General features: G+C 63.8%; 24 protein-coding genes. 15 read left to right on the top strand and 9 right to left on the bottom strand.

The features are described from left to right. The first annotated feature begins 50 nt into the window (after nt 1-50). From F8O07_RS02475 to F8O07_RS02460, 4 genes are read left to right on the top strand one after another with little or no spacing between them, the layout of a single operon-like run. A complete protein-coding gene (locus tag F8O07_RS02475) occupies nt 51-827 on the top strand; it encodes a LamB/YcsF family protein (RefSeq protein WP_158030584.1) in 777 nt (258 codons plus the stop codon). Beyond that, the gene (locus F8O07_RS02470; RefSeq protein WP_158030583.1) at nt 824-1,621 is read left to right on the top strand and encodes a putative hydro-lyase; all 798 of its coding nucleotides are present in this window, start codon (nt 824-826) and stop codon (nt 1,619-1,621) included. Before F8O07_RS02475 ends, F8O07_RS02470 begins: the two co-directional genes overlap by 4 nt. Nucleotide 1,622: 1 nt before the next feature. Then, the gene (locus F8O07_RS02465) at nt 1,623-3,296 is read left to right on the top strand and encodes a carboxyltransferase domain-containing protein (RefSeq protein ID WP_158030582.1); all 1,674 of its coding nucleotides are present in this window, start codon (nt 1,623-1,625) and stop codon (nt 3,294-3,296) included. Between the two features lie 2 nt (nt 3,297-3,298). Next, nucleotides 3,299-5,098: an acetyl/propionyl/methylcrotonyl-CoA carboxylase subunit alpha gene (locus F8O07_RS02460; protein WP_158030581.1), complete on the top strand. Its 1,800-nt coding sequence runs from the start codon at nt 3,299-3,301 to the stop codon at nt 5,096-5,098. 119 nt (nt 5,099-5,217) lie between these two features. Here F8O07_RS02460 and F8O07_RS02455 read toward each other — a convergent pair whose 3' ends face one another. The 6 genes from F8O07_RS02455 to F8O07_RS02430 all read right to left on the bottom strand — a co-directional run bounded on the left by F8O07_RS02455 (nt 5,218) and on the right by F8O07_RS02430 (nt 11,429). Beyond that, nucleotides 5,218-5,559, bottom strand: coding sequence for a P-II family nitrogen regulator (locus tag F8O07_RS02455; protein ID WP_158030580.1), 342 nt, complete (start codon nt 5,557-5,559; stop codon nt 5,218-5,220). 93 nt (nt 5,560-5,652) lie between these two features. Further along, nucleotides 5,653-6,918 carry an ammonium transporter gene (locus F8O07_RS02450; protein WP_158030579.1) on the bottom strand — a complete coding sequence of 422 codons (1,266 nt, stop codon included), beginning with the start codon at nt 6,916-6,918 and terminating at the stop codon, nt 5,653-5,655. A gap of 18 nt (nt 6,919-6,936) precedes the next feature. Further along, nucleotides 6,937-7,560: a HutD family protein gene (locus F8O07_RS02445; protein WP_158030578.1), complete on the bottom strand. Its 624-nt coding sequence runs from the start codon at nt 7,558-7,560 to the stop codon at nt 6,937-6,939. A gap of 4 nt (nt 7,561-7,564) precedes the next feature. Continuing rightward, entirely contained in the window at nt 7,565-8,704 is a 1,140-nt protein-coding gene (locus F8O07_RS02440; protein WP_158030577.1) for a tyramine oxidase subunit B, read from the bottom strand. Between the two features lie 287 nt (nt 8,705-8,991). Then, on the bottom strand, nt 8,992-10,221 hold the full coding sequence (locus tag F8O07_RS02435) for an allantoate amidohydrolase (RefSeq protein WP_158030576.1): 1,230 nt from the start codon (nt 10,219-10,221) through the stop codon (nt 8,992-8,994). Nucleotides 10,222-10,265: 44 nt separating this feature from the next. Further along, nucleotides 10,266-11,429, bottom strand: a complete 1,164-nt coding sequence (locus F8O07_RS02430; RefSeq protein WP_158030575.1) for an FAD-dependent oxidoreductase — start codon at nt 11,427-11,429, stop codon at nt 10,266-10,268. Nucleotides 11,430-11,646: 217 nt separating this feature from the next. Here F8O07_RS02430 and F8O07_RS02425 point away from each other — a divergent pair, with 217 nt between their 5' ends. After that, entirely contained in the window at nt 11,647-12,510 is an 864-nt protein-coding gene (locus F8O07_RS02425; protein WP_192496599.1) for a LysR family transcriptional regulator, read from the top strand. A gap of 80 nt (nt 12,511-12,590) precedes the next feature. Here the strand turns inward: F8O07_RS02425 and F8O07_RS02420 are convergent, their stop codons facing one another. Further along, nucleotides 12,591-14,264, bottom strand: a complete 1,674-nt coding sequence (locus F8O07_RS02420; RefSeq protein ID WP_158030573.1) for a BCCT family transporter — start codon at nt 14,262-14,264, stop codon at nt 12,591-12,593. 65 nt (nt 14,265-14,329) lie between these two features. Next, the gene (locus tag F8O07_RS02415; protein ID WP_158030572.1) at nt 14,330-15,268 is read right to left on the bottom strand and encodes a flavin reductase; all 939 of its coding nucleotides are present in this window, start codon (nt 15,266-15,268) and stop codon (nt 14,330-14,332) included. A gap of 30 nt (nt 15,269-15,298) precedes the next feature. On the opposite strand from F8O07_RS02415, the gene F8O07_RS02410 reads away from it, so the two are divergent. The 7 genes from F8O07_RS02410 to F8O07_RS02380 are packed head-to-tail and all read left to right on the top strand — an operon-like array spanning nt 15,299 to nt 20,948. Then, nucleotides 15,299-16,159, top strand: a complete 861-nt coding sequence (locus tag F8O07_RS02410; protein WP_225733138.1) for a GntR family transcriptional regulator — start codon at nt 15,299-15,301, stop codon at nt 16,157-16,159. Then, the gene (locus F8O07_RS02405) at nt 16,152-16,817 is read left to right on the top strand and encodes an amino acid synthesis family protein (protein WP_158030571.1); all 666 of its coding nucleotides are present in this window, start codon (nt 16,152-16,154) and stop codon (nt 16,815-16,817) included. The genes F8O07_RS02410 and F8O07_RS02405 overlap by 8 nt, the downstream gene beginning before the upstream one ends. Before the next feature lie 20 nt (nt 16,818-16,837). Next, nucleotides 16,838-17,389 carry an amino acid synthesis family protein gene (locus F8O07_RS02400; RefSeq protein ID WP_158030570.1) on the top strand — a complete coding sequence of 184 codons (552 nt, stop codon included), beginning with the start codon at nt 16,838-16,840 and terminating at the stop codon, nt 17,387-17,389. Continuing rightward, nucleotides 17,386-18,147 (top strand): alpha/beta fold hydrolase, encoded by a 762-nt coding sequence (locus tag F8O07_RS02395; protein WP_158030569.1) that lies wholly within the window; start codon nt 17,386-17,388, stop codon nt 18,145-18,147. The genes F8O07_RS02400 and F8O07_RS02395 overlap by 4 nt, the downstream gene beginning before the upstream one ends. Further along, the gene (locus F8O07_RS02390; protein WP_158030568.1) at nt 18,144-19,640 is read left to right on the top strand and encodes an aldehyde dehydrogenase; all 1,497 of its coding nucleotides are present in this window, start codon (nt 18,144-18,146) and stop codon (nt 19,638-19,640) included. Before F8O07_RS02395 ends, F8O07_RS02390 begins: the two co-directional genes overlap by 4 nt. A gap of 13 nt (nt 19,641-19,653) precedes the next feature. Further along, nucleotides 19,654-19,902 (top strand): tautomerase family protein, encoded by a 249-nt coding sequence (locus F8O07_RS02385; protein ID WP_158030567.1) that lies wholly within the window; start codon nt 19,654-19,656, stop codon nt 19,900-19,902. After that, a complete protein-coding gene (locus F8O07_RS02380; protein WP_158030566.1) occupies nt 19,899-20,948 on the top strand; it encodes an LLM class flavin-dependent oxidoreductase in 1,050 nt (349 codons plus the stop codon). The genes F8O07_RS02385 and F8O07_RS02380 overlap by 4 nt, the downstream gene beginning before the upstream one ends. A gap of 172 nt (nt 20,949-21,120) precedes the next feature. Here F8O07_RS02380 and F8O07_RS02375 read toward each other — a convergent pair whose 3' ends face one another. Continuing rightward, nucleotides 21,121-22,755 carry a helix-turn-helix domain-containing protein gene (locus tag F8O07_RS02375; RefSeq protein ID WP_158030565.1) on the bottom strand — a complete coding sequence of 545 codons (1,635 nt, stop codon included), beginning with the start codon at nt 22,753-22,755 and terminating at the stop codon, nt 21,121-21,123. 228 nt (nt 22,756-22,983) lie between these two features. Between F8O07_RS02375 and F8O07_RS02370 the strand changes: the two genes are divergently transcribed. The 3 genes from F8O07_RS02370 to F8O07_RS02360 are packed head-to-tail and all read left to right on the top strand — an operon-like array spanning nt 22,984 to nt 26,251. After that, a complete protein-coding gene (locus F8O07_RS02370; protein WP_158030564.1) occupies nt 22,984-23,217 on the top strand; it encodes a hypothetical protein in 234 nt (77 codons plus the stop codon). Next, on the top strand, nt 23,214-24,689 hold the full coding sequence (locus tag F8O07_RS02365; RefSeq protein ID WP_158030563.1) for a sodium:solute symporter family protein: 1,476 nt from the start codon (nt 23,214-23,216) through the stop codon (nt 24,687-24,689). The genes F8O07_RS02370 and F8O07_RS02365 overlap by 4 nt, the downstream gene beginning before the upstream one ends. Before the next feature lie 5 nt (nt 24,690-24,694). Further along, nucleotides 24,695-26,251, top strand: a complete 1,557-nt coding sequence (locus F8O07_RS02360) for an amidase (protein ID WP_192496598.1) — start codon at nt 24,695-24,697, stop codon at nt 26,249-26,251. Nucleotides 26,252-26,263 lie beyond the last annotated feature (12 nt).

Genomic DNA, 26,263 nt, shown 5'->3' with positions numbered 1-26,263 from the left:
CACACCTGCACCGCCCGTCGTCGAGACTTCGGGCGCAGAATTGGAGCATCATGACAGCAATAGACCTCAACAGCGACATGGGCGAAGGCTTCGGCCGGTGGTCGCTCGGTGACGACGACGCCATGCTCGACATCGTCACCAGCGCGAACATCGCCTGCGGCTTTCACGCCGGCGACCCGATCGGTCTCATGCACACGACGAAGTCGGCCGTCGGCCGAGGCGTCGTCATCGGCGCCCACCCTGCATACCGAGATCTCGCCGGCTTCGGGCGTCGCGCGATGGATGTCGCCTCGCCGGAGCTGACCGCCGACGTGCTCTATCAGATCGCCGCGCTCGACGGCATCACGCGTTCGGCCGGCGGGCGCATGCGCTACGTCAAGCCGCATGGCGGGCTCTACAACCGCATCGCCGTCGATCCGGTGCAGGCGGCGGCTGTGGTCGAGGCGATCCGCGAGTACGACTCAGACCTGGCCGTGATGGCACTGGCCGGCTCGGTCTTCGCCCGTGTCGCCGACGAAGCCGGCCTCCGGGTGATCGCCGAGGCCTTTGCCGACCGGGGCTACCAGCCCGATGGCACGCTCGTCTCACGTCGCGAGCCCGGTGCCGTCCTGAGTGATGCGGATGCCGTGGCCGATCGCATCGTTCGCCTCGCCGAGACCGGCACCCTGATCGCCGTCGACGGCAGCCAGCTCCATCTCGATGCCGAATCGGTCTGCGTGCACAGTGACTCGCCGGGTGCCCTCGACATGGCCCGGGCGATTCGTGACCGCTTACAGCACGAAGGAATTGCCGTTCGTTCCACGCTTGACCCTGAGGAGGCCGCATGAACTCCCCCATCGCATCCGCGCAGCTCGAAGCCCGAACCGCCCGCGAGCGCTACCGCGCCGGCGAGTGCCTGCCCACCGCCGGCGTCGCCCCGGGCATGGCGCAGGCGAACCTGCTGGCCGTGCCACGCGAGTACGCCTACGATTTTCTGCTCTTCGCCCAGCGCAACCCGAAGCCGTGCCCGGTGCTCGACGTGACCGATCCCGGCTCGCCTCGCACGGTGCTGGCGCCGACCGCGGATCTGCGCACCGACCTTCCGAAGTATCGGGTGTGGCGCGACGGCGAGCTGGTCGACGAGCCGACCGATGCGACGGAGGCCTGGGCGGAGCACCCTGACCTGGTCGCGTTTCTCATCGGCTGCAGCTTCACCTTCGAGACGCCGCTGCAGCGGGCGGGCATCGAGGTTCGGCACATCGCAGAGGGAACGAACGTTCCCATGTATCGCACGAATCGGCAGTGTCGACCCGCAGGGGCCTTCCACGGCGAGATGGTCGTGTCGATGCGGCCGATCCCCTCGGATCGGGTGGCCGAGGCGGCGATGATCTCGGGTCGCTATCCGGCGGTGCACGGCTCGCCCGTGCACGTCGGCGACCCGGCCGGCCTGGGCGTCGCCGATCTGGCGCGACCCGACTTCGGCGATGCAGTGCCCTTGCATGACGGCGAGGTGCCGGTGTTCTGGGCGTGCGGCGTCACTCCGCAGGCGGCCGTCATGGCTTCGCGGCTTCCGTTCGCGATCACGCACGCCCCGGGATACATGTTCGTCTCAGACGTCTCCGACACGACGTACGAGGTCTGAGATGCGCGTGCTGCCAGTCAACACCGATGTGCTGTTAGTCGAGCTGGACGAGCTCTCGCAGGCGGTGGCTCTCAACCAGTCGCTGCTGGACGATCCGATTGCGGGAGTGCACGAGCTCGTTCCGGCCGCCCGCACGGTGCTCGTGCGTTTTCATCCGACCCGCATCGATGCCGCCGAGCTCACCGCGCTGCTGCTGGAACGCGACGTGAGCGCGCCGCTCGGTGCCGACGGAGAGATCGTCCAGGTGCCGATCAGCTATGACGGCGACGACCTCGCCGAGGTGGCGGATCTGCTCGGCGTCACTCCTGAAGACGTCATCGCCATGCACACCGCCTCGACCTACACCGTCGCATTCACCGGTTTCGCTCCCGGCTTCAGCTATCTGGTCGGCGGCGACCCGAGGCTGAACGTGCCGCGCCGGAGCACCCCGCGCACTGCCATTCCCGCCGGAGCCGTCGGTCTGGCCGGTACGTACAGCGGGATCTATCCGCGCGTCAGCCCCGGCGGCTGGCAGATCATCGGCACCACCGAGCTGCCGATGTTCGATCTGCGCCTGGATCCTCCCGCGACCCTGCGCCCCGGCATGCGCGTGCGCTTCGTCGAGACCGAGAGATCGACGCGGCAGCAGCCAGCCGCACCCCAGCCCTCTGCCATCGCAGGCGACGACAGCGGCTCGCGAACCGCACTGGAGGTCGTCGAGCCTGGGCTCGGCTCGACTCTGCAAGATCTTGGGCGACCGGGGCACGCCGATCTCGGCGTCTCACGTTCCGGTGCTCTCGACCATGACAGCGCCCGATTGGCGGCCCGTCTCGTCGGCAACTCCTCCGATGCCGCAAGCATCGAGACGCACGGCGGTCTGCGACTGCGAGCGATCGGCGAACTGGTGCTCGCCGTCACCGGCGCGCAGGTGTCGGCCACCGTCCGCCCCGCGTCGACGCCGGAGACGGAGACGGACGCTGAACGCCCAGCAGCCCGGATGCAGGCTCCCCGATCGGCTCCCGAGCTGCAGGCCTTCGCTCTGCGCGACGGCGAGACGCTCGAGCTCGGCTTTCCCACGCGCGGCAGCGTCGCATACGTCGGCGTACGCGGTGGGTTCGCCGTCGCCCCGGTGCTCGACAGCCTCTCGACCGATGTGCTCTCGGGCCTTGGCCCGAAGCCTCTGCGCGCCGGTGACGTGCTGCCGGTGCGCCGTGCCGCAGTCGCTGCGGTCGCACAGATCTGGGGTGCGGATGCGCCCGACGACACTCTGCACAGCCGTCTGCCCGCCCCGGGCGACGTGGTCACTCTCGATGTGGTGCTCGGGCCGCGTACCGAGATGTTCGCCGATGACGCGGTGCAGGCACTCTTCGATCAGCAGTGGGAGGTCACGGCGCAGTCGAACCGCGTCGGTCTGCGCCTGCACGGGCCGACGCCGCTGGAGCGCCGCGACCACCGAGAGCTCGAGTCTGAGGGCACCTCCTCTGGTGCTCTGCAGGTGCCGCCCAACGGGCAGCCGGTGCTGTTCATGGCCGATCACCCGCTGACCGGCGGCTACCCCGTCATCGGCTCAGTCGCCTCATATCACCTCAATCTCGCCGGGCAGGTGCCGATCGGCGCCAGCATTCGCTTTCGCGCGGTCACCGCCCCTCCGGGGCAGGCATCCGCCGCCGACGCATCTCTCACGAAGGAGAACTGAACATGATCAGCAGAGTGCTCATCGCCAACCGCGGCGAGATCGCCGTGCGCATCGCTCGAGGCTGCGCCGCCTACGGGGTGACCTCGATCGCGGTGTACTCCGACCCCGATGCCGATGCGCTGCACACCCGCGTCGCCGACGAGGCCTATGCGCTGCCCGGGGCGACGGCCGCTGACACGTACCTCGACATCGATGCCCTCATCGACGTCGCTCGACGTGCGCATGCTGACGCCGTGCACCCCGGTTACGGCTTTCTGTCAGAGAACGCCGACTTCGCTCAGGCCGTCATCGACGCAGGCCTTGTCTGGATCGGCCCTCGGCCGCAGACGATCCGATCGCTCGGAGACAAAGTGACCGCTCGCCAGCTGGCCTCGTCGGTCGGGGCCCCACTCGTCGAGGGCACTCCGGGCCCGGTCGCCGACGGAGCCGAGGCGCTGGCGTTCGCCCAGCGGCACGGTCTGCCGATCGCGATCAAAGCCGCGTTCGGAGGCGGCGGACGAGGCCTGAAGGTGGCCTGGAGACTCGACGAGGTGGTCGACCAGTTCGAGTCGGCCGAACGAGAGGCGGTCGCCGCGTTCGGCCGCGGAGAATGCTTCATCGAACAGTACGTGCCACACCCGCGACACGTCGAAGCGCAGGTTGTCGGCGACGCCGACGGTCACGTCGTCGTGGTCGGCACTCGTGACTGCTCGCTGCAGCGACGCAATCAGAAAGTCGTCGAAGAGGCACCGGCGCCGTTCCTCACCGACGAGCAGCGCAGCGCGATCGAGTCGGCGGCGAAGCGCATCTGCGAGGCCGCAGACTATGTCAGCGCCGGCACGGTCGAGTTCTTAGTCGGGGCGAACGGCACGGTCTCGTTTCTCGAAGTGAACACCCGCCTGCAGGTCGAGCATCCGATCACCGAGCTGACCAGCGGCGTCGATCTGGTGCGACAGCAGCTGCGAGTCGCCGACGGGCTGCCGCTCGAGATCGACCAGACTCCGCTGCCACGGGGCCATGCCTTCGAGTTCCGCATCAACGCCGAAGACGCCGGGCGTGGGTTTCTGCCGGCACCCGGGCGCATCAGCCGTTTCGACGCTCCGGGCGGCGAGGGCGTGCGTCTCGACTCCGGTGTCGTCGCGGGCAGTGTGGTGAGCGGGCTGTACGACTCGCTGCTGGCGAAGCTCGTGGTCTGGGGTGCCGATCGCGACGAGGCACTGCGCAAGGCCCGCCAGGCGCTGCGGGAGTTCCAGGTCGACGGTGTGCCGACGCTGCTGGACTTCGACCGGCGCGTCGTCGACGATCCAGCGTTCGCCGCCGCCGGCGCTGACGGCTTCGCCGTGCACACGAGGTGGATCGAGACCGAATGCTCCTGGCTCGACGAGCTGCACCAGCCCTTCTCTGACCCGATACCGAGCGAACCGCTGACGCGCAGCTGGATCGAACTCGACGGCCGCCGTGTCGAGCTCGGGCTTCCGGCACAGCTGGTCGGCTCGCTGGCAGGCGGAGTCTCTGCGGCCGCCGTGCTGCAGAGCGGCCCCAGCGGCGAGGTGGTCACGGCCAGCGCATCCGCCGCGGATGCCGCAGCCGGCGGAGTCGGGTCGAACGAGCCCGGTGCGGTGTGCGCGCCGATCACCGGAACGCTCGTCGCGTGGAAGGCGGAAGACGGAGTGTCGGTCGCCGAAGGCGAGGTGCTCGCAGTGATGGAGGCGATGAAGATGGAGACGCAGGTGCTCTCGCCATGCGCCGGGGTGCTCACGCGTGAAGTCGACATCGACGATGCTCTGATCACCGCGGGGGCTCAGATCGGCATCGTGCGCTAGCACCACACGGTGTCGTCAGCGGTCAGGCGAGGCATTTCTCACAGACGGTGAAGGTGCCGCTGAGTTCGGTGAAACTCCTCAGCGGCACCCCGTGTCTGCGAGAGGCGGCGTCGAGACGATCAGCTCACGGCTGCGTCTCCTGTCTCACCGGTGCGCACACGCACCACTTCAACCACGTCGGTGACCCAGATCTTGCCGTCACCGATGCTTCCGGTACGAGCCGTCTCCTGGATCGCGTCGATCGCGGCAGTGGCCTGCTCGTCTGCGACGATCACCTCGATGCGAATCTTCGGCACGAAGTCGACACGCACCTCACGGGCGCGATAGACCTCGACCTTTCCGGCCTGTGCCCCGTATCCGCGGGCGTCCACCACTGTCAGGCCCTTCACCCCGACGTGTTCCAGCGCACTCTTGATCGGCTGCAGCGTTCCAGGCTGCAGAACTGCGGTGATGAGTTTCATAGTGTTCGTGTTCCTTTCGACAAGACGTCTGTTCTGCACTGCCGTGCCGACGTCACCCAGTGCCGCCTGCCCGGACGATGCCATCGGCGACGATCAGGCGTCTTCTTTTTCGTAGGCGGTCTCGACGTGCAGTGACGAGTCGAGGCCGGCGTTCTCCTCGGCGTCGGTGACCCGCAGCCCCATGGTCGCCTTGAGCGCCCAGGCGATCAGTGCGGTGACCACGAAGGTGTAGGCGAAGACTGAGACGACACCGATGATCTGGGGGGCGAACAGCTCACCGCCGCCGCCGTAGAAGAGCCCCGCGGCACCCGCTGGGGTGGCGGGGTCGGCCAGAAAGGCGATCGCGACGGTGCCGAAGATTCCCGGGAACATGTGGATGGCCACCGCGTCAAGCGCATCATCGTACCCGAGCTTGGCCTTCAACGACAGCGCCCAGTAGGCGATGGCTCCAGCGATCAGACCGATCACGACCGCTCCCATGACCGACACGGAGTTCGCTGCCGGGGTGATGCCGACGAGGCCGGCCAGCACGCCCGAGATGGCTCCGAGTGAGGTGGCATGCCCACCGAAGATGCGCTCCACGATCAGCCACCCGAGCATGCCGACGCAGGCGGCGACGAGGGTGTTGGTCAGAGAGAACCCTGCTGCCTCGTTGATGCCACCGGCAGACCCGCCGTTGAACCCGTACCACCCGACCAGCAGCAGGCCGCCGCCGAGAATGGCGATCGGCAGGTTGCCCGGTCGCCCGACTGCCGGGAATCCCTTGCGCTTGCCCAGGAACATCGCCAGCACGAGCGCGGCGACACCAGCGTTCATATGCACCGCGGTGCCTCCGGCGAAGTCGAGCGCACCGAGCTTGTTCGCAATCCAGCCACCGGTCGTGCTGCCGTCAGCAGCGTCGAAGGCGAACACCCAGTGCGCGACCGGAAAGTAGACGAGTGTGGCCCACAGCCCGGCGAAGACCAGCCAGCTCGAGAACTTCATGCGCCCCTCGACAGCACCGCCGACGATGCCGACCGTCAGCCCGGCGAAGATCAGTTGGAAGCCGGCGATGAGAATTCCGGGAACGGCGCCTTCCGGCGTCTCGGCGCCGATCAGATCGACCAGTCCGAAGAGCCCGCTGGGGTTGCCGATCAGGCCGGCTCCGCTCACAGAGTCGCCGAGGGTGAGGCCGTAGCCGAACAGCACCCAGAGCAGCGCGGTGACAGCGAAGCCGCCGAACACCACCATGATCGTGTTCAGAATGTTCTTCGTGCGTGAAAGGCCGCCATAGTAGAGCGCGAGGCCCGGCAGCATGAGCGTGACCGCGACGGTCGCCGCGAGCATCCAGGCGGTGTTCACCTGTGAAGTGATGTCCATAGTTTGATCCTGTTCTTGTCACAGTGGGTGTGCTGCCGACGGTTTGCCTCTGTCGGCCAAGGTGATGTGCACGTGCAGCACATGCGTCGGAGCAGTCGCTGCGAGATCGCACCCAGTCGGCTCTGTCACGAGACTCCAGGGGGCGACCTCGCCTGATGCGCCGGTGAGCCGGCCGTCGAGAACGACCAGCGCATCCAGCTCGCCGGGATATTCGTCACCGATCGGCCTCGCCGAAGACGGTGTCAGGCGAGGCCCGAGAGACTCTCCCGGTTCGAGTGTGCACCGGCGCAGTCGCAGATCGACCGCACCGGTGCGCACCATGATGTTGAGATTGTGTGTGGTCTGCTGATGCTGACGGGTGCTGACCCGATCAGCACCGTCGAACGAGAGCGCGTCAAGCGGGTGCACACGATTGCTCTGCTCGTCGACGGTGACCTCGACCTCATCGGTCAGCGGCACGAACCACCGGCTGAGCCCGCGAAACATCGAGAATGCAGATGATCCGACGATCTCGGCGACACTGAGCCTCCAGATGACCTCGGTCGGCTCGGCATGCGCCGGATGCTGCAGCAGGGTGACCGTGTGGCCGCCTCCGTTTGCCCATGGAGTGGCCGTCTGCTCGCCGAACCGAATCACCCGCATGGCCTCAGACCAGCTTCGGCGTGTTCCAGAGGTTCAGCTTGGTGCCGATTCCCTTCTCGACCGCGTGCTCATAGACGGTTTTGCCCCAGGCGACGTCTTCGACGCCCATGCCGCCGACGCTGAACAGCACAGGCTGCTCCGGGAACTCGCGCCCGGGCACCTTGCCCGCAAAGACATCGCCGATGTTGACCACTCGTTCTGACTCCAGCTCACCGGCTCCGATGAGATCCTGCCAGTTGAGTCCGATCATTCCGAAGGCGGTCTCATGGCAGGGGGCTGGGTACTCTTCTGCCCATGCCTCGTAGATGGCCTTCGCGTCGGCGACCAGACGGGCCTTGCCGCTCAGTGTGTACTCCTTGTCCATCTTCAGGTTGGCCGGCAGGCTCAGAAACGCGCCGGGCTTGATCCAGTCGCCGTTGATGTATGGGTAGTTCTCAGAGCCGACCATGCCGGTCACCGCGACGCTGACGATGTCGGAGTCGCGCACGGCTCCCTCCGCGCTGTCGACGATCTCGATGGTGGTGAACTGCGGGAAGTTCTCGCGCACCCATTCGGCATACTTCTCAGACGTCGAGCGACGACGCCCGTTGATTCGCACGGTGTCGAGTGTGGGCCGCAGTCGTGAGAACGTATCGAGCGCGCTCTTGTTCATCGCTCCCGGGCCGATCAGGCCAAGAGACTTGGCGTTTTCCGGTGCCAGCTTGCGAGCTGCGGCGCCCGGAACTGCGGCAGTGCGGTATGCGCTCTCCAAGTTGCCCGACATAATGGCGAACGGCGCTCCGGTGTCTTTGTCATTGAGCACGATGAGGTGAATCGAGCGCGGGAGCCCTTTCTCCCGGTTCTCGATGTTCGAGCCGTACCATTTGACGCCAGCGGTGTCGAAGCGACCGCCAAGATAGGCAGCCATGGCCATGAAGCGACGGTCTTCAGTGTCTTTGGGAAACTCAGGGAATGGCGAGTGCTCCGGAAAGGTGACCATGGCGCCATGCGAGTTGGCGCTGCTGCCAGCCATGCGATACTGCCCGTTGGCCACGAGCACCAGCACTTCCTCCATCACGTCGATGCACTCATCGATATTCATCACGCCGGCATCGATAACATCCTGCTCGCTCAGGTACAGCATGTCGATTTTTGTATCGGTCATCCGAGAGTCTCCTTTAATCGGCTGTCACATCCTGAAGGCACGTCACCCCCGCGTGATGTGTTTACAGAGACAAGTACAAATTAAAGTTGTTTCGACTGTGTATCGCATCAGCGTCAATTGAGTGAAAACACATTTCTTTCGAATGAGACACTCACCAACAAATTCCATCGCCATACAGTCGTTGAATGACAGAAACACGCGAACGCCGAACACCAGAATGATCGTCAGCATTCGTCATGTTCGGCGCTCACGCCAGCAGCGCCTGCAAGGCAAACCTCTCATCTGAATCAGTCTTCGGTCAACAGCCCCTGCAGAACATCGGCGAGCGCAACCGCTCCCGCATCAGCGTCCTCGACATCGCAGTGTTCCAGCGGAGAATGCGACGTCCCAGTCATATTTCTGACATAGAGCATGGCGGTGGGCAGCAGTGCGGAGAGCACTCCCGCATCGTGCCCCGCCCCGGTGTCAAGCACGGGAGCCAGGGATAAAATGCTGCCAATCTTTTCACGGAGTCTTTCATCGAATTGAACCGTGGGACTGAATGACTCACGCGCTATTCGAAATACACACCCCTCCCGATCTGCAGCCTTGTCGACATGTTTCGCAATCGATCGAACGATCTCAAGAGTCTGATCGTCATTGAAGTGGCGAACGTCAAGCCAGAGTTCGACACGCGAGGCAATAACGTTTGTTCCACCAGGAACGGCACGGATTCGTCCAATGGTGCCGCGCGCGCCTTCGACGGCCAGGGCCTCACGACGTACGATGCCGATTACCTCCCCCGCTACGACCATCGAGTCTTGACGGTCGACCATGCGTGTGGTGCCTGCGTGATCTCCGCGGCCTTCGATGACTAGGTGCCAGCGTCCATGCCCCAGAATCGATCGCCCGATCGCCACCGGCTGCTCGAGCTCGGCCAGTCCTCGCCCCTGCTCGATGTGCAGCTCGACGAACGAACGGAGTCGAGCAAAGCCCTGAGGATCTGCTCCGATGCCGCTCGGGTCGACCCCCGCGGCTCGACTTGCCTCGGCATAAGTGATTCCGTCGGCATCTCGCAGACCCCGAACGTATTCTGAGCTTGCGAGACCAGCAGCCAATCGCGATCCCAAGCATGCGAGCCCGAATCGTGACCCCTCTTCTTCGGGAAAGACCATCACGGCGAGCGCCCGCTTCGGCTGCACGCCGCGAGCCCGGAGATGGTCGACCGCACTCAGTGCCGAGACCACGCCGAGCGGCCCGTCGAACGCCCCGCCGCCCGGAACCGAGTCCAGGTGGCTGCCGGAGCCGATCGCGTCTACTCGCGAGCCTCCGGGCACATCCCACCAAGCCCAAGTGATACCGTTACCGTCAGTCTCGACATCGAGCCCCCGTCGGCGCGCCTGGCTGACGAACCACTCGGTGAGTCGTCTTTCGGGTTCTGAGAACACCGGTCGGGTATATCCTCCGCGTTCGGAGTCTCGACCGATCTCTTGGATCTCGCCGAGCAGGGCGCTCGGTGTCGCGATGTCATGGTTCATCGTCGGTTCGCCTCTCTGCTGTCTCAGCGGTCTGTGTGCGGCGGTCAGAAACGCTGTCCGCGAGCACGGAACTGGTCGGGAACCCCGCGAGCGCCGGTCACCAGATCAGTGATGAACTCACCGAGCAGCGGTGTGAATTTGGCCCCCTGACCGGAGCAAGGCGACACGATCGTGATGCCCTCGCACGAGTCGATGAGGATATCCTCGTTCGGCACATTGGTGAAGAGGCAGGTGGTCTCGGCATACGGCTCAGGAACCAGCCCAGGCGCGAAGCGTTTGACGAACTCGATGACGCGCTCTCGATTCGCAGGATCAATCTGGCCGTCCTGGTCAAGCGCGGAGGGCAGCACCTTGCCGCCGTTGTACTCAGCGAGCTTCTGTCCCCGGAAACCGGCATCCCGACCGCCAGGCAGACCGTAGGTCTTGATGTCGGCGCCTTTGTAGATGAATGTCGGCCACGAGGTTTGCCCACCAGCAGGAACCTCACCTGTGTCAGCCGAATCACGGTAGGGAAAGTGGTAGGCGTTCTCCTGCCGCACCTGGAGCTCCGGCACACGGTCGACGAAGTCGACCGGAAGATCCAACTGACCGAGCAGAGCCGGCAGCCAGCCGCCGGCAGTGACGACGACTCTCTCTGCTGAGACGGTGCGCCCGTCGGCTGCGGTCAGCGCATACCCGCTGCCGTTGCGGGTCACGCTGGCGACCTCCCAGTCACTGATCACCTGCGCGCCGGCCTCTGCGGCGAGGCGCAGCAGCGTCTTGACCGTGGTCTCTGCGTCGATCACGCCAGCTCCCGGGTGCCAGAGCACTTCGGTGTCGAACGAGAACTGAGGCCAGCGTCTACTCGCCTCATCGACAGACAGAAGTTCGTGCTCGACGTCCTCGGCCCCCAGTATCTCCGCGAGACGCCGTGGGTTGCGCACAGCCCCCGAGTCAAGCGAGCCGGCCGGGGTGATCAGACGTGTGCCTCCAACCGCCTCGAGTTCATCCCAGCCACGGCGCGACTCCACGACGAGGTGCGTGTAGAACCGGTCGAGGTATGGGTAGCGAAAAATGCGGGCCGACCCGTGCGAGCTTCCCGACGCGTTGGCCGGCTTGGTCCGCTCGAGCACCAACGTTTCAACACCCTGCTGCGCCAGTCGCCACGCTGCTGACGCACCCGCGAGCCCTGCACCAACGATGACGACCTTTGCTGATTCGCTGTTCATCTTCTTACTCCTCGTGTCCACCCTGACCACGATTGCTATGGCCTGCACACCAGTAGAGCGCGTCAATTGATTCTCTGTCCAATATCTATTCACATCAGATTGTTCCTGATCTGCTATCAATAGCGGGTACGATGTTCAAGACCTGTGAACGTGACCTGCGATGGCGGAAGGTACCGACCAGTGCACAGGCAGCACCACCATACTCAGAGGCGGAATCATGGAACTGCGCCAGCTGCGTTACTTCGTCGCCGTCGCCAACGAGCTGCACTTCGGCCGAGCCGCCGCTCGGCTACACATCTCTCAGCCGCCTCTGAGCGTGCAGATCAGAAGGCTCGAAGCCGAACTCGGAGTCACGCTTCTCACCCGTTCGACACGTCATGTGGAGCTCACTCCTGCAGGTGCGGAGCTCGCGTCGAGGTTGCAAAGCGCACTGCCCGAGCTCGACGCCTGTTTCGCCGACCTGCAGGAGGTGCAGTCTGGTCACCGTGGGCACCTCACCGTGGGTTTCGTCAGCTCTGCGAACTACTCCCTCCTCCCTGCGGCCGTGCGGCTCTTCCGACAGCGCCGACCAAACGTCACCTTGCGCCTGCTTCCGCTCACCAGCGCCGAGCAGATCAACGCGCTCTACGAGCACTCCATCGATATGGGCATCGTGCGCGACACTGCAGCCAATAGCTCGCTCCAGTTCACTCCCGTCCTCACTGAACATCTGGTCGCCTGTGTGCCGTCCGCACACACCTTGGCCGGCCAGGAGGTGGTCACCACCGAGGCACTACTGCAGTTGCCCATGATCACATTTCCGTATGGCCTGATGCCTGGATACATTGATCGCATCCGCAGCCTGTTCGGAACACGATCTACCGACCTGCAGGCCGGCCAGCAGGTGGTGCATCAAGAGACTGCGCTGAGCTTCGTAGGAGCAGGAGAGGGCTTCGCGATCCTTCCGGAGTCAGTGGCCGTGGCTGTGCCTGATTCGGTCACCACCGTAGCGATCGAGAACGCACCACAAACCTCGCTGCTGGCTGCAACCATGCCTGATCATCTCTCCCCAGCCTGCGAAGCATTTCTCAACTGCCTGTGATGGTGTCTTTGTCAGCAGACACCATCACAGACTGTTTCCCGGAGGTCTAACCGGCTCGTCAGGCACGAACCTTCACACGGTCAGCTCCTAATTTCTCCCTCGAGCCTCGCGATGTCCAGTTTGGACGCCGGATAGGTTCCTGCGAACCTCCGATCCTGTTGCAACTCCATGACGAGACTGATCGCCAGCAGAGCGACAATGATCGTGAACGGCAGAGCCGAAAGCATGGCCGCCTGCTGCAGTGCGGTCAGGCCACCGACGATCATCAGTGCCACAGCGACGACGCCGGTGAGCACACCCCAGACGGTCAGAACCGGCGCGGACGGGTTCAACGTACCGCGAGATGACAGCATGCTCAGCACAAACGTGTTGGCGTCTGCACCAGAGACGAAGTAGAGCACCACCAGGATGATCGCGATCACTGATGTCAGGGTCGACAGTGGCAGCTGAGCGAGCGTCTCGAAGAAGGCGGAGTTCACGTCTTGGGTCGCTGCAGCTCCAATCCCTATACCCTCTTCCATGTCGAAGTGAATTGCCGAGCCGCCGAAGATGGTGAACCAAACGAAGAACACCAGACTCGGCACGCCCACGACGCCAGCGACAAATTCGCGGATTGTACGTCCTTTCGAGATCTTCGCTAGGAAGACGCCGACGAATGCCCCCCAGCTCAGCCACCACGCCATCATGAAGTACGTCCAGTACTGCATCCACTGCACGTCAGTCGGCGTCGCCGGCGTCAGCAAGGCAATCTGAAAGTAGTCGCCGACGAACTGGCCCAGTGAGCGGAAGAACAGGTTCGAGATGTAGTCCGTCGGCCCGGCGAAAAGCACAAACAAGGCCAAGAGAGACGAGATGGCCATCGTTCCCTGACTGAGCCATTTGATGCCCTTGTTCACTCCTGAGAGCGCCGACAGCGTGAACACGACAGTGATGCCTCCGATGATTACGATCTGCGTGAAGACCCCGGTCGGAATGCCGAAGACGCGGTTCATTCCCTCAGCGATCTGAGACGCCCCCAAGCCCAACGACGTCGTCGTGCCGAGCAGGGTTGCGATGATGGCGAAGATATCGATGCTCTTGCCCAGCCACCCGTCGACTGCTTTCCCGAACAGAGGTCGAAGCATCGGCGAGACCAGGCCGGGGTTGTGACGGCGGTGTGTCGAGTATGCGATGGCAAGCCCGAATACGCCGAACACCGCCCACGCATTCGGCCCCCAGTCAAAGTAGGAGAACTGCATAGCGACCACCGCCGCCTCTCGGCTGCCGGACTCCGCTAGTCCATGCGGCGGAGTCACGAAATGGCTGATCGGTTCTGCCACGCCGTAGCTAATCAGGCCGATCCCCATGACTGCAGAGAGGATCATCGCGATCCATGACCAGGTCTTGAACTCCGGTCGATCATGGTCTTCGCCGAGGCGGATACCGCCGAAGCGACTCAACGCCAAATACAGGAGTATGAGCAGACATCCTAAGGTCACAACCAGATAGCTCCAGCCGATCGAGTTCGCCGCCCAGTCGATGGCTCCAGTCATCAACTCGTTGAGCTTGTCTGGGGCAATCGCCGCCCAGACGACGAACGCAAGGATCACTGATAGCGAGATCCAGAAGACGCTGCCTGGGCGTTTGCGCAGACGGTGGGCGTCGACAATGTCGATCGTCCCGGTTTCGAAGGCCGGTTCGGCATCGTGGGTACCGATGCTCAGCGGCTCCTGACCTTCGGGCCCCGCAACGGGGCCATTAGCTTGTTGGGACATAGGTTCGCTCCAGTTTCGTCAGTTGGTCGGCAGAGGTGCTGCCGGAAAATGTCTGAGCCTGATCGTCACAGTTCGGTCAGCTGATCGCTGTCGAAGAAATGTCCGGCTTTGTAGATCATGGGGCCGGCGTCTGAAGACTCCGTATATCGAACGCGAGCGATGAAAACAGTGTGAGTCTTCGCCTGAAACCGCTCCTTGATCTCTGCCTCGATCGAGGCAGACGATCCGGCAATCATGGGGCTGCCCTGTGGCGCCGGGTGCCAGTCAATCCCAGCGAACTTGTCTGCGGATTTTCCGGCGAACGTGCCGACCGTCTCACGCTGGCCATTGCTGAGAATGTTGATGCCCAGGTACTTCGCGCCGAATAGCGTCGCATAGGTCGACGAGGTCTTCTGCACACAGACCAGCACAAGCGGCGGCTCGACCGAGACCGATGCATACGAGTTGGCGGCAAGCCCTCGTGGTTGCCCTGCGGCGTCGATGGCCGTCACCACCGTGACACCGGTAACGAACTTGCGGTTGAAGCCTTTGAAGGCGTTCAGGTCAATCTGGCCTGAGAGGTCGTCGACGACGACGTCTTCTGGGACCTTCTCAAAAGCCGAGTTGAGCGAGGGCACGCCGACATCGGCGAGCAGTGCGCTCTGATCCCAAGTGACCTCTTCAGACAGAATGCGCCCATCACGAACGTGCACGTAGTTCGACCCACGCGTCACTACAGAGTTGCCGGTCGGCGGGATGCCGGCCAACGGCTCACTGAAGACGCCGACGGTTCTCCAGAAAATGGCGAGTTCCTCGTCGTCGCCGACGACGTGCTCGACTTCTGTCCGCAGACCAGGGAATGCTGCCCGGGTCTCTTGGATGTCTCGTTTCAACGCATCAAAATCACTCACGGCTCCCGACCGCGAGCTCACACGCTGATACTCAGGATCAGTGAGTTGCTCTAACGCGCCGAAGTCGCCGGTGTCCCATGCGTCGATCCAAGCCTGAATTATGTTTTCTCTCATCGCTACCATGCAAGGAATCTAAGTCGCTCATTGCCTGAGGTCAATGAATCAGCGGGTTCAAATATGTTAATTGCTAATTTCGGACACATTTCACGTCATTTGACACCCTTCTTGCATGCAAGCTATGGTGTCGGCATGTCACCGATAACACCCAACTCGTCACAGCCGACCACGCAGAGTTCGAAGCCGGAACCCCTGCTCAGTAGACTGCGTCAGCTGGTGCTGAGCGGAACGGCCCTGCCTGGATCACAGCTGTCTGAGGCGGCCCTCTCAGAAGACTTCGCCGTGAGTCGAACCCCGGTGCGCGAAGCGTTGAAACAGCTCGAGAACGAGGGCCTAGTCGAAATCAAGCCTCGTGTCGGCACGTTCGTACGGGTTCCCACAAGACGCGAGATCGTCGAGATGTTTCAGCTCAAGGAAAGCCTCGAGGGGCTCGCCGCAGGCCTGCTCGCGCGGCGTGGCGACGTCCCCGAGCTCGAGCAGCTGCGAGAGAACCTTCGAACGTCGACTATGGCGGTACGCTCCGATGACCGAGATCGCTATGCCGAGCTGGTGCACGATTTCCACCACATCATCGTGCAGGGGTCGTCGAACGAAAAGCTCCAAGCACACTACGAGCTACTGATGAACCAGCTCGCGTACCAACGCCTTGTCCTCAAATCGGTCGCACAGCCCGGCCGCATGGCGCATTCGATGCAGGAGCACGAAGCAGTGCTGGAGGCTATCGAGAGCAAAGATCACATCGGCGCCGAGTTCGCCATGCGCCACCATGTCGTTGCCTCGAGCGATCAGGTGTTCACGGCTTTCGCCCATGAACACTTGTCATCACCGAAAACGACTGCACTGATCGATCCGAAGACCAGACCCCACTCAGAGGAGCCGCATGCCTGATTCACCGCACGTCGAGACCGTCGACCTGACCACTCGCTCGACGCTGAGCGACTACGCTCGTCTGGCCGAGAAGATCCGTCTGCGCCGCCTCGACACGATCTGCGATGAGATCTACGTCGCCGGAGCCGACTCCGGCATTCATCAGGCTGCCGCCCTCGCAGTCATAGCAAACCCGTGGCTCGGCACTCCGACAGACAGAAACCTGCAGCCCGAGACCATCGAGATTGCACCGATTCTGGCGAAGCTTCTCAGCGACCGGTTGCTCGACCGGCTCGGTGGGGCCGACCAGATCGAAGCGTTCGGCAAGAGCGCTGCGGTCGGCACCGCCGGAGAGTACGAGCATGGAGCCGCACTCATACACACCCCATACTTCGGCAACCTGCTGCGTGAAGCCCTGGGGGGAACCTCCATCATCGTCTTCTCTGACACGCAGACGGGGCCGACCACGCACATCAATGTTCCGATGTGGCACAAGACCCATGCTTCCACGCGGAGTCACTATCAGTCGTTGGAGACACCGCTGGTCGATGCACCTCACCCAGAAGAAATCGTCATCATAGCTGCGGCGTCAACCGGGCCGCGCCCCCATGCACGCATCGGCGATCGCAGCACAGATCAACCCGTGACCTCAGAAGTCCTTAAGACCATCACACTCTGACACTGGAAAGGAACTAGAACATGAGCATTCGCAAGATCACGACCATCGTCGAAGAGATCCTGCACGAGGGAGGTCACGCCGTCGAACCTACGGCGCGCATTGCCGTCGTCGCAGCGGTTGTCGACAACCCTTGGGCAGGTCGGGGGTTCGTCGAAGACCTGTCTGCAGGGATCGATGAAAACGCCTCCGACCTCGGAGCGCTTCTGGCGCCTCGCGTCGTAGAGGCACTTGGAGCACCCATTGAGGCGTTCGGCAAGGCGGCGATCGTCGGGTTGAACGGCGAGATCGAACACGGGTCAGCCCTCATACACACCTTGAAGTTCGGCAATCACTTCCGTGACGCAGCGCATGCCTCGACGCTGCTGCCAGCCGTCGAGAAGCGTGCCGCAGCAGGAACGACCTTCGACATCCCCATGAAGCACATCACGGACGCCACCATCCGATCCCATCATCAGACGATCGAGGTCCGGATCTCTGACGCCCCCCATGCCGACGAGATCATCATCGCCCTTGCCGCCTCGGCCCAGGGCCGCCCGCAGCAGCGTCTCGCATCGCTGAGCACAGAACGATGAGTGCCACACCGGTCGTGCTGCTGCACGGGGTCGGCCTCGACCGCACCATGTGGCAGCGTATTCAACCTCAGTTTGCGCACCAGCTGCACGGGGATCGCGACATCATCGCACTCGACCTGCCTGGCCACGGTGAGCAGCCGCCCCTGAGCAGACCCACAACTCTCACCTCTTTGGCCGACGACGTCTTGACACGTATGCCAGAGAAGCGACCGGTCCACCTCATCGGATTCTCGATCGGTGCTCTGATCGCGGAGCACATCGCCCTTTTTCATCCCGAGCGGGTGCAGACGCTCACACTGGTCAGCTCGGTCTTCGACCGATCACCGCAACAGGCCGCGGCGGTCGCAGAGCGTCTCGAGCGTGCTCAGACAGACTTCGAGTCAAGTGTCTGCGGATCACTCGACCGTTGGTTTCCCGCCGGAACCAGTACCGACCCGGCCATCATCGACGAGATCGCACACGTGTTACGGGCCAACGATGTGGACTCCTACCTGCAGGCCTATGCCGTCTTCGCACTCGCCGACCGTGAGCTCGCCGACGAGTTGTCTCAGATATCCCAGCCCACGCTGGTGATAACGGGTGAGCTCGACTCCGGTTCGACACCGGAGATGACGCATCGTCTCGCACTGACGATTCCCGACGCAGACAAGGTCATCGTACCGAACGCGCGTCACATGCTGCCTGTCGAGCAGCCGGCGGAGTTCCTGACCGCCGTCTCCGCATTCCTTGAGTTTTCCGAAGGAGATCAAACCTCATGAGTGACCAACAGTCCAGCATCCGACTCGACCATTTCATCAATGGAGAGCACGCCCGCCCCAGCACGGGCGAATACTTCGCCAGCACGAATCCGGCCACACTCGAAGTGCTCTACGAGACAGCCCGTGGCAATGACGAAGACGTCGACAAGGCGGTCTCAGCCGCCAGCTCGGCATTCGCATCACATGCCTGGCGCTCGCTGACACCGACTCGACGAGGCCACCTGCTGCGACGGCTCGGCGATTTGATCGGAGAGAACGCCGAAGAACTCGCCATGTCAGAGTCGCTTGACAATGGCAAGCTGCTCCGTGAGATGCGTGGCCAGCTCGCAAGTCTGCCAGAGTACCTCTACTACTACGCAGGCTTGGCAGACAAGGTCCAGGGCTCCCAGATTCCAGGGATGACCCAAGAGATCCTGAACTACACTGCACGGGAGCCCTTGGGTGTCGTCGGTGCCATCACCCCTTGGAACTCCCCGTTGACCCTGACCGTTTCAAAGCTCGCACCCGCCCTTGCCGGGGGCAATACCCTCGTGATCAAACCCAGTGAGTACACCTCGCGCACGATCCTGCGTCTGGCGGAGCTGGCGTTTGAAGCCGGTTTCCCCGCGGGCGTGGTCAACGTGGTCACCGGCACCGGAGTGGAGGCCGGTGCACCTCTGGCCGCCCACAAAGATCTGGCGAAGATCTCGTTCACTGGCTCGACGCGAACCGGTTCGACGATCGCGAGTCAGGCGGCCGAGCGTTTCATCGGTTGCACCCTCGAGCTCGGCGGGAAGAGCCCGAACATCGTCTTCGACGATGCGAACGTCGCAAATGCCGCGATGGGCGTCATCGCTGGCATCTATGCAGCAGGCGGGCAGACCTGCATCGCTGGCAGCCGGGTGTTCGCACACAAGAGCGTCTACGACGAACTGTTGGAACGGGTCACTGAACGTGCCCAGAGCATCCGCATCGGCGACCCGCTCGACGCCGAAACCGAGCTGGGTCCACTGGCATTCGAGGAGCAGCTCAACAAGGTCGCATCGTATGTGACCCTCGGCGTGTCTGAGGGCGCCACGCTCCACACCGGCGGCGGCCGTCCTGAGATCGGTCTTCCTGGTTACTACTACTCACCCACCGTGCTCACAGGAGCCAACAACTCGATGCGTGTCGTGCGTGAAGAGATCTTCGGCCCGGTGGCTGCGATCATGCCGTTCGAGACTGAAGACGAACTGGTCGCACTGGCCAATGACACTAACTACGGGCTTGCTGCCGGAGTCTGGACGAACAACCTCGCCCGCGCACACCGTCTGGCCCGCCGCCTCGATGCCGGAACCATCTGGGTCAACACCTACCGAGCGATGTCACCAATGTCACCCCGCCAAGGCTTTAAGAGCTCGGGAGTCGGCATCGAGCACGGCATCGAGTCGATGAACGAGTACACACGGCTGAAGAGTGTGTGGATCAACACCGACGAAGGCCCGGTCGCCGACCCGTTCGTCATGCGCGGATGAGCAAGGAGCAGCCATGCCTCTGATTGATGTCTCCATCGCCCGCGGTCGTTCGCCTGAGCAGCTGCGATCCCTCATCTCAGCACTGCACACGGCCGCGGAGACAGCAGTCGGCGCCGCGCCCGAGAACATCACGATCATCCTGCGCGAAGTCGACCGTGAGCACTGGGCGCGCACTGGCATGACCATTGCCGAGCGCGACCACGACCTGACACCTGCACAGACTGCACAAGAAACTACTGAAACGAAAGAAGACAACGCATGAAATTCTCTCTCTTCATCCACATGGAACGCTGGGATGACTCCGTCAGCCACGAACAGAGCTTTCGTAATCTGGTCGAGCTGACCAAGATCGCCGAAGACGCTGGATTCAGTACCGTGTGGATCGGCGAGCATCACTCGATGGAGTACACGATCTCACCCAGTCCCATGCCGCAGCTCGCCTATCTTGCCGCGCAGACGACGAGGATTCACCTCGGTGCAGGCACGATCATCGCTCCGTTCTGGAACCCGCTGCGGGCCGCCGGTGAGACTGCCCTGCTCGACGTGATCAGCAACGGTCGCGCCGAAATCGGCATCGCACGCGGTGCGTATCAGTTTGAGTTCGACCGTCTGGCGGGAGGCATGCCGGCGACTGACGGCGGAGCATACCTCCACGAACTGGTCCCGGCAGTTCGCCGTCTCTGGGAGGGCGACTACTCCCACGACGGCGAAATCTGGCAGTTTCCGACATCGACCAGCGTGCCCAAACCCGTGCAACAGCCACACCCGCCGATGTGGATCGCCGCCCGAAGCCCGGAGTCGCACGACTTCGCGGTCGCAAACGACTGCAATGTGATGGTCACACCACTGATGAAAGGCGACGAAGAGGTTGAGAGCTTAGTCAGCAAGTACGAGGCGGCCATCAACAATCACCCGGAGGTCACCCGCCGTCCGAAGCTGATGGTGCTGCGCCATACCTTCGTGCATGCTGAGAACGACCCCGAGGGATGGAAAGTCGGCGCTGCCGGCATTCAGCGTTACTACCGGACCTTCGACGCATGGTTCGGCAACAAGACGACGCCGACCAATGGCTTTCTGGAGCCCAGCCCGATCGAAAAGTTCGCGGACCGCCCCGAGTTCACCCTCGATGCACTGCATGAGTCCGCGATGATCGGCACCCCGTCAGAGGTCATTACCCGCCTGCGTCACTATGAGCGGCTAGGGGTCTCGGAGTTCAGCTTCTGGAGTGACAACAGCCTGAGCCATGAAGAGAAGAAGCGATCGCTTGAACTCTTCGCACAGGAGGTGGCACCGGCATTCGCCGAGTGACGACGCTCTCCATGCAGCAGAAGATCCCAACCCCGCCGGCCGGGGTTGGGATCTTCTGCTGCATGGCGGCCAGCTCTGAGAGGCAGGAGTGAAGCAGTTTTTCGCTCATGGTTAATGTTCCGCCACGGTGTTCGCCCTGTTGTCTGCGTTCACTGAGACTCCATCTGCTCACTCAGGCGAGCGCCTGCAGCACGAGCCACAGCTCGTGTCGCACCTTCGGATCGCGCAGATCCACATCGAGCACCCGCGCGCACTTCTCGATGCGGGCTCGCAGTGTGTGACGATGCACCTGCAGCCGCGCCGATGCCGCCTCCCACTGTCCCCCGGTCTCGAGCCACACACGCAGGGTCTCGAGAAGCGCGTCTGACCGACCGCGGTCGACATCGATGAGCGGCTGCAGCAGGCTGCGGGCAAGGTCTTCCATGCCCGGCACCCGCTGCACGGCGGTGAGCACATCGTCCAGCACCGCCGGCTCGTAGCGCACTGTCGGCTGATCGCCCGCGAGCGCTCGTCGAAGCGCATCCATCGCCTGATCGAGGCCGCCGCTCATCGAGTCGTAGAGCACCGGCTGAGAGACCCCGAGGCGCAGGTCTTCGTGCGTGTCACCGTCGACGTTGAGATCGTGGGATGCGACGACCAGCAGAACGGTTCCCTCGTGCACCGTCGTCAGCGAGCGTGTGCCACGATGCGCACGCCCGAGCAGGCTCGCCACCTGGTCGACCGACATGGTGTTCGAGCATCCGGCAACGACGACGACTGGGGAGTCGGGCAGCGGTGAGAACGACGCCGCGGTGTGGTGCGCCGCCTCGACCGCGCCGCTGAGCAGCAGCCGCAGCACTGCTGCGCTCAGCCCGGACTCGGCCCGACGCACCTCCTGTGTGCGCACCAGCGACAGCGACAGCAGCGCACGGGCTCTCGAGAGAAGATGCCTGCCTGCGTCGCGACGGTCGGCGTCCGCCCAGTCGACAGTGCCGACTGCCACCACTCCGACGAGCCCGTGCGAGGGGCCCAGCGTCTGAAGCTCTCCCTGCACATCGCTCACGTCGAGGCGCATCGCGCCTCTGAGACCGCTGCCGAGCACACGAGCGGCCGCCGACTGCAGGGCCTCGAGCTGTGCCCCGGTCAGGTCGTCGGCACGAGCTGAGCGATACCGGGCACGTGCCATGTCGTCGAAGCACACCACCCACGATCCGAGCTCTTCGGCCAGCTGCTCGACCACAGCGGCCGGGCCTCCGTCGGTCAGCGCGGCGTCGGTGATGCGCTGCTGCGCGTCGGTGAGCCAGGCATCGGTTCGATGCTCATCGGCTCTGATCAGGGCGCCGAGCTCGCGTGCGAACTCGATGAACACGGTGTTCCTGCCCCAGAGCAGCGGCATCCCCTGCGCTGCACAGGCGTCGATCAGGTCGTGCCACTGGCCCTCGAACAGCCGTCTCGCCTGGTCGTGCTCCCCCGACGACGTGTCGCCTCCGTCCGGATGCACCGGGCCGACCACGATTCCGACAGCACCGACTTCTCGAAGACGCCGAACGTACTCCCGGGCCTGAGCCCCCTGCAGAGTCGCAGATCGGCGGATGCCGTCTGCCGCTGCCGATTCACCCGAGTCATCGTCTGTCGCGTCAGGAATCGGCCCCGTGGTGAACACCAGCTCTCCCTCTCTCAGATACGGAGCCGGGTCGATCAGGTTGGTGTATGTCGTCCATCGAACAGGGCCATGCATCGCCTGCTGCCACTCCGGAGCTGCACTGCCGACGATTGGCTGCAGCTGTCTTGCGAAATGTGAGATCACGTCGCTGATGCACAGGGTCATGGGGCACACCGTACGGTGTGAATTGTTTCGGCGGTGTAAACCTCCCGTAACAGGTGTTCAGAGGTGCCGTCTGACGAACCCCTGATCCGTAGGCATGGAGTCTTCTCACTGGACATTTCGGCGTGTCAGGGCAGTGAATCCGAACAAAGCGTCCAGATTCCCCTCCGGCCAGGCCCGTAAGTTCGTCAGCAATCACGCAGCACAGATGAGAAAGCCCAGGAACCCACCATGCATCTCACGAAAGCGCACCTGGCGCTGATCCTGCCGATCGCCGCCTTGGTCCTCACTCCGTTCTTCCCGTTCATCAACACTCCGGCCAGCGTGCTCGGCCTCCCACCGATCCTCTTCTGGGTCGGCGGCTGGGCGATCGCCACCACGCTCATCCTATCGATGCTGTACCGCAGCGAGCCTGAGCTTGACGACACCATCGCAGACACTGCCGAACAGGAGCCCCACGCATGATCTTCGCAACAGTTCTCGGTCTCGCCGTCATCGCGACGCTCGGCTTCCTCGGTCGACGAAGGTCGCTGAACACCAACAGCGGCTGGGCGATCGGCGACCGCGGCATGAGTTCGCTGACCACCTTCTTTCTGCAGGCGGGCGCGATCTTCACCAGCTTCACATTCCTCGGAATGTCCGGCCTCACGGTGCTCGGCGGGGTCTCTGCCGCCTACCTGCCGGCTTACCTCGTCATCGGCTACATCGGCATGTTCCTGCTGGGCCCGATCGTGTGGAAGCTCGGCAAGGTCTTCAACTACCACACCAACGCAGACATGGTCGGCCATCAGTTCTCCAGTCCTTTCCTCGGGCGCCTGGTCGCATTCCTCGCGGTGGTCTTCTTCATGCCGATCGTGCAGGTGCAGATCGTCGGGCTCGGAACCATGGTGTCGTTCGGCACCGGGTACAAGCAGGCCGGCACGCTCAGCATGATCGTTGCCACCGTGCTGATTCTGCTCTTCGTCTCGTGGGCGGGCCTGCGCGGCGTCGCACTGACCGCGTACTTCAAAGACGTCGCGATGGTGGTCGCTCTCGTGATCATCCTGATCGGCTCCCTTGCGACGTACCACGCGGGTGACGTGATGGCCGACGTGATGACCAACGCCGAGAAGCTGCTTGTGGTCAGCCCGGGAACGCAGACCTACGGGATCGTCTGGTTCGTCTCGAGCGTGATCATCAGCGGCATCGGGCTCGGCGCGATGACTCTTCCCGAGAGCTGGCCGGCGGTGCTGGCTGCGAACAAGTCTCGTGCAGTCTCGAAGAACCACATCATGCTGCCCCTTTACACCCTCGCAACGTTCATTCCGATCGTGCTCGGCTTCTTCGCCGTCAGCCACCTGCAGATCAACAAGGGCGAAGAGAACTCCGCGATTCTCACCCTGGCGTCGGACTCGCTGCCCGGGTGGCTCATGGGCCTCGTGATCATCTCGGGTCTCGCCTGCGCCATCGTTCCCGCAGCGCACTGTGTGCTGGCGATCGCCACGCTCGTCTCGTCGAACCTCACGCCGACGGGCATCAGCGAAGAGCGCAAACTGCTCGTCGGTCGCGTCTCCTCCGGGGTGATCCTGCTCCTGTCGCTCGGCCTTGCGCTCTCACGGCCCGATCTCATGGCGAACCTGTATCTGCTCACCTATGCGGGGCTGGCCCAGCTCGCTCCCTCGAATGTGCTCTCGGTGACACGGCAGAAGTTCGTGAACGCCCGGGGCCTGATCGCGGGTCTGATCGTCTCAGAGACAGTCGTCATCGTCTGCACATTCGGCAAGATCGGCATCTTCGGTCTGAACATCGGCGTCGTCGCCCTGGTCATCAACATCATCGTGATGCTGGCGGTGTCTGCCGCCACCGGCCCGGCTGTGCGCCCGGCATGGCCACAGGATCGCGGGGCCGCACGACCGTCCGCGAACCGTACACCGCAGATCGCTGACTTGGAGGCATGACCGTCATGAGTGATTCCAGATCTGCTGAGCCTGCGGCGTCGCACATCGCGTCATCGCACGAAGAAACGGCGGTCGGCCGCACGTCCCGGGCCGACGAGGCGCAGATAGCCGCAGCAGGCGCGGCAGATCTGGTGCGGGCCTATCGCAGCGGAGCGCTGCGGCCTTCGACCGTCGTCGACACTCTGCTGCAGCGTGTCGACCGTCTCGAACCGCAGCTGAACGCAGTCACCGAGGTGCTCGCCGATTCGGCTCGAGCGCGAGCGGCCGAAGCCGACCGATGCTACGCACAGGCTGACGGCGGTCAGGCCGATCACGTGGATGCCGAGGCCGCGAAGACGAGCAGGCTCGCGTCACAGCCCCTGTTGGGTGTGCCGGTCATTCTGAAAGAGAAGCATGCGCTGGCAGGCCACGCGCTGACCCAGGGCGTCATCGAGCTGGCCGAGACGCCCACCGCCGACCATCCGATCGTCGAGCGACTCATCGCAGCCGGCGCCGTGCCGATCGTTCGTTCGACGGTGCCGGAGTTCTGCGCCGCGACCGTCACCGAGTCACGACAGTGGGGCGTCACGCGCAACCCGTGGAACGTCGAGTGCACCCCGGGCGGCTCATCCGGCGGCTCAGGTGCGGCGCTCGCTGCCGGATACGCCCCGCTCGCGACGGGCTCGGACATCGGAGGCTCGACGCGCGTTCCGGCCTGCTACTGCGGCGTCGTGGGGTACAAGGCGCCGTACGGCGTCGTCCCCGGTCTGCAGCCCTCGAGCATGGACTGGTACCGGAGCGACAGCGCGATGGGACGAACCGTCGATGATGTGCGCGTGATGCACAACGTGATCGCCGGGCAGCATACGGCAGACCAGCTCTCGATACCGTCGACGCCGGTCGCCGCGCTTCCTGGCGACGCAGCCGAGCTGCAGACGCAGCTCGCCGGCCGTCGTGTGGTGCTCAGCTCGCACCTGGGCGACTACGACGTCGACGCCGACACCCTTCGCGAGCTGCATGCCACGGCTGAGGCCCTGGCGAACTTCGGCGTCGACGTCGTCGAACGCGAGCCCGCCTGGCACGCCGATGCGCTGATGGAGCTCGCCTTCGCCCACTACGGGCACATGCTCGCTCCGTCGATGAGCGACGAGATCGACCGTGCACACGCCGCAGTGTCTCCGTACATCACGCAGTTCGTGGAGCACGCGCTCGCAACCGCGGCGCGCATCCCACTGCACGAGACGCTGCGTCGCGAAACGGCCGTTCGAGACGAGCTGAGCGCCACGATGAACGGTGCGATCGCCCTGCTCGCACCGGTCACGGCGCGAACAGCGCTGCCTGCGCAGGCTCCGATCAACTCGGTCGACGAGCATGGCCGCCATTACTGGCAGCAGCAGATGGCCGTGCCGTTCAACATCAACAACCGCTGCCCCGTGCTTGCGGTGCCGACCGGCATCGGTGACGCAGGCGTACCCACCGGCCTGCAGATCGTGGCGCACCCCTATGCGCAGAACGACGCCTTCGCGATCGGAGCCGCCGTCGAATCGGTCCGTCCCTGGGCCGGTCGCCACCCGGCGCTCTGACCCCGACTGATG

Source organism: Pseudoclavibacter sp. CFCC 13796, from assembly GCF_008831185.1.
GTDB lineage: Bacteria > Actinomycetota > Actinomycetes > Actinomycetales > Microbacteriaceae > Pseudoclavibacter_A.
This window is presented reverse-complemented; position numbering and strand designations above follow the sequence as displayed.

Excerpts from the sequence above, each read along its gene's own strand:
- F8O07_RS02475 (WP_158030584.1), top strand. The coding sequence starts at position 51 with ATGACAGCAATAGACCTCAACAGCGACATGGGCGAAGGCTTCGGCCGG.
- F8O07_RS02470 (WP_158030583.1), top strand. The coding sequence starts at position 824 with ATGAACTCCCCCATCGCATCCGCGCAGCTCGAAGCCCGAACCGCCCGC.
- F8O07_RS02465 (WP_158030582.1), top strand. The coding sequence starts at position 1,623 with ATGCGCGTGCTGCCAGTCAACACCGATGTGCTGTTAGTCGAGCTGGAC.
- F8O07_RS02460 (WP_158030581.1), top strand. The coding sequence starts at position 3,299 with ATGATCAGCAGAGTGCTCATCGCCAACCGCGGCGAGATCGCCGTGCGC.
- F8O07_RS02455 (WP_158030580.1), bottom strand. The coding sequence starts at position 5,559 with ATGAAACTCATCACCGCAGTTCTGCAGCCTGGAACGCTGCAGCCGATC.
- F8O07_RS02450 (WP_158030579.1), bottom strand. The coding sequence starts at position 6,918 with ATGGACATCACTTCACAGGTGAACACCGCCTGGATGCTCGCGGCGACC.
- F8O07_RS02445 (WP_158030578.1), bottom strand. The coding sequence starts at position 7,560 with ATGCGGGTGATTCGGTTCGGCGAGCAGACGGCCACTCCATGGGCAAAC.
- F8O07_RS02440 (WP_158030577.1), bottom strand. The coding sequence starts at position 8,704 with ATGACCGATACAAAAATCGACATGCTGTACCTGAGCGAGCAGGATGTT.
- F8O07_RS02435 (WP_158030576.1), bottom strand. The coding sequence starts at position 10,221 with ATGAACCATGACATCGCGACACCGAGCGCCCTGCTCGGCGAGATCCAA.
- F8O07_RS02430 (WP_158030575.1), bottom strand. The coding sequence starts at position 11,429 with ATGAACAGCGAATCAGCAAAGGTCGTCATCGTTGGTGCAGGGCTCGCG.
- F8O07_RS02425 (WP_192496599.1), top strand. The coding sequence starts at position 11,647 with ATGGAACTGCGCCAGCTGCGTTACTTCGTCGCCGTCGCCAACGAGCTG.
- F8O07_RS02420 (WP_158030573.1), bottom strand. The coding sequence starts at position 14,264 with ATGTCCCAACAAGCTAATGGCCCCGTTGCGGGGCCCGAAGGTCAGGAG.
- F8O07_RS02415 (WP_158030572.1), bottom strand. The coding sequence starts at position 15,268 with ATGAGAGAAAACATAATTCAGGCTTGGATCGACGCATGGGACACCGGC.
- F8O07_RS02405 (WP_158030571.1), top strand. The coding sequence starts at position 16,152 with ATGCCTGATTCACCGCACGTCGAGACCGTCGACCTGACCACTCGCTCG.
- F8O07_RS02400 (WP_158030570.1), top strand. The coding sequence starts at position 16,838 with ATGAGCATTCGCAAGATCACGACCATCGTCGAAGAGATCCTGCACGAG.
- F8O07_RS02395 (WP_158030569.1), top strand. The coding sequence starts at position 17,386 with ATGAGTGCCACACCGGTCGTGCTGCTGCACGGGGTCGGCCTCGACCGC.
- F8O07_RS02390 (WP_158030568.1), top strand. The coding sequence starts at position 18,144 with ATGAGTGACCAACAGTCCAGCATCCGACTCGACCATTTCATCAATGGA.
- F8O07_RS02385 (WP_158030567.1), top strand. The coding sequence starts at position 19,654 with ATGCCTCTGATTGATGTCTCCATCGCCCGCGGTCGTTCGCCTGAGCAG.
- F8O07_RS02380 (WP_158030566.1), top strand. The coding sequence starts at position 19,899 with ATGAAATTCTCTCTCTTCATCCACATGGAACGCTGGGATGACTCCGTC.
- F8O07_RS02375 (WP_158030565.1), bottom strand. The coding sequence starts at position 22,755 with ATGACCCTGTGCATCAGCGACGTGATCTCACATTTCGCAAGACAGCTG.
- F8O07_RS02370 (WP_158030564.1), top strand. The coding sequence starts at position 22,984 with ATGCATCTCACGAAAGCGCACCTGGCGCTGATCCTGCCGATCGCCGCC.
- F8O07_RS02365 (WP_158030563.1), top strand. The coding sequence starts at position 23,214 with ATGATCTTCGCAACAGTTCTCGGTCTCGCCGTCATCGCGACGCTCGGC.
- F8O07_RS02360 (WP_192496598.1), top strand. The coding sequence starts at position 24,695 with ATGAGTGATTCCAGATCTGCTGAGCCTGCGGCGTCGCACATCGCGTCA.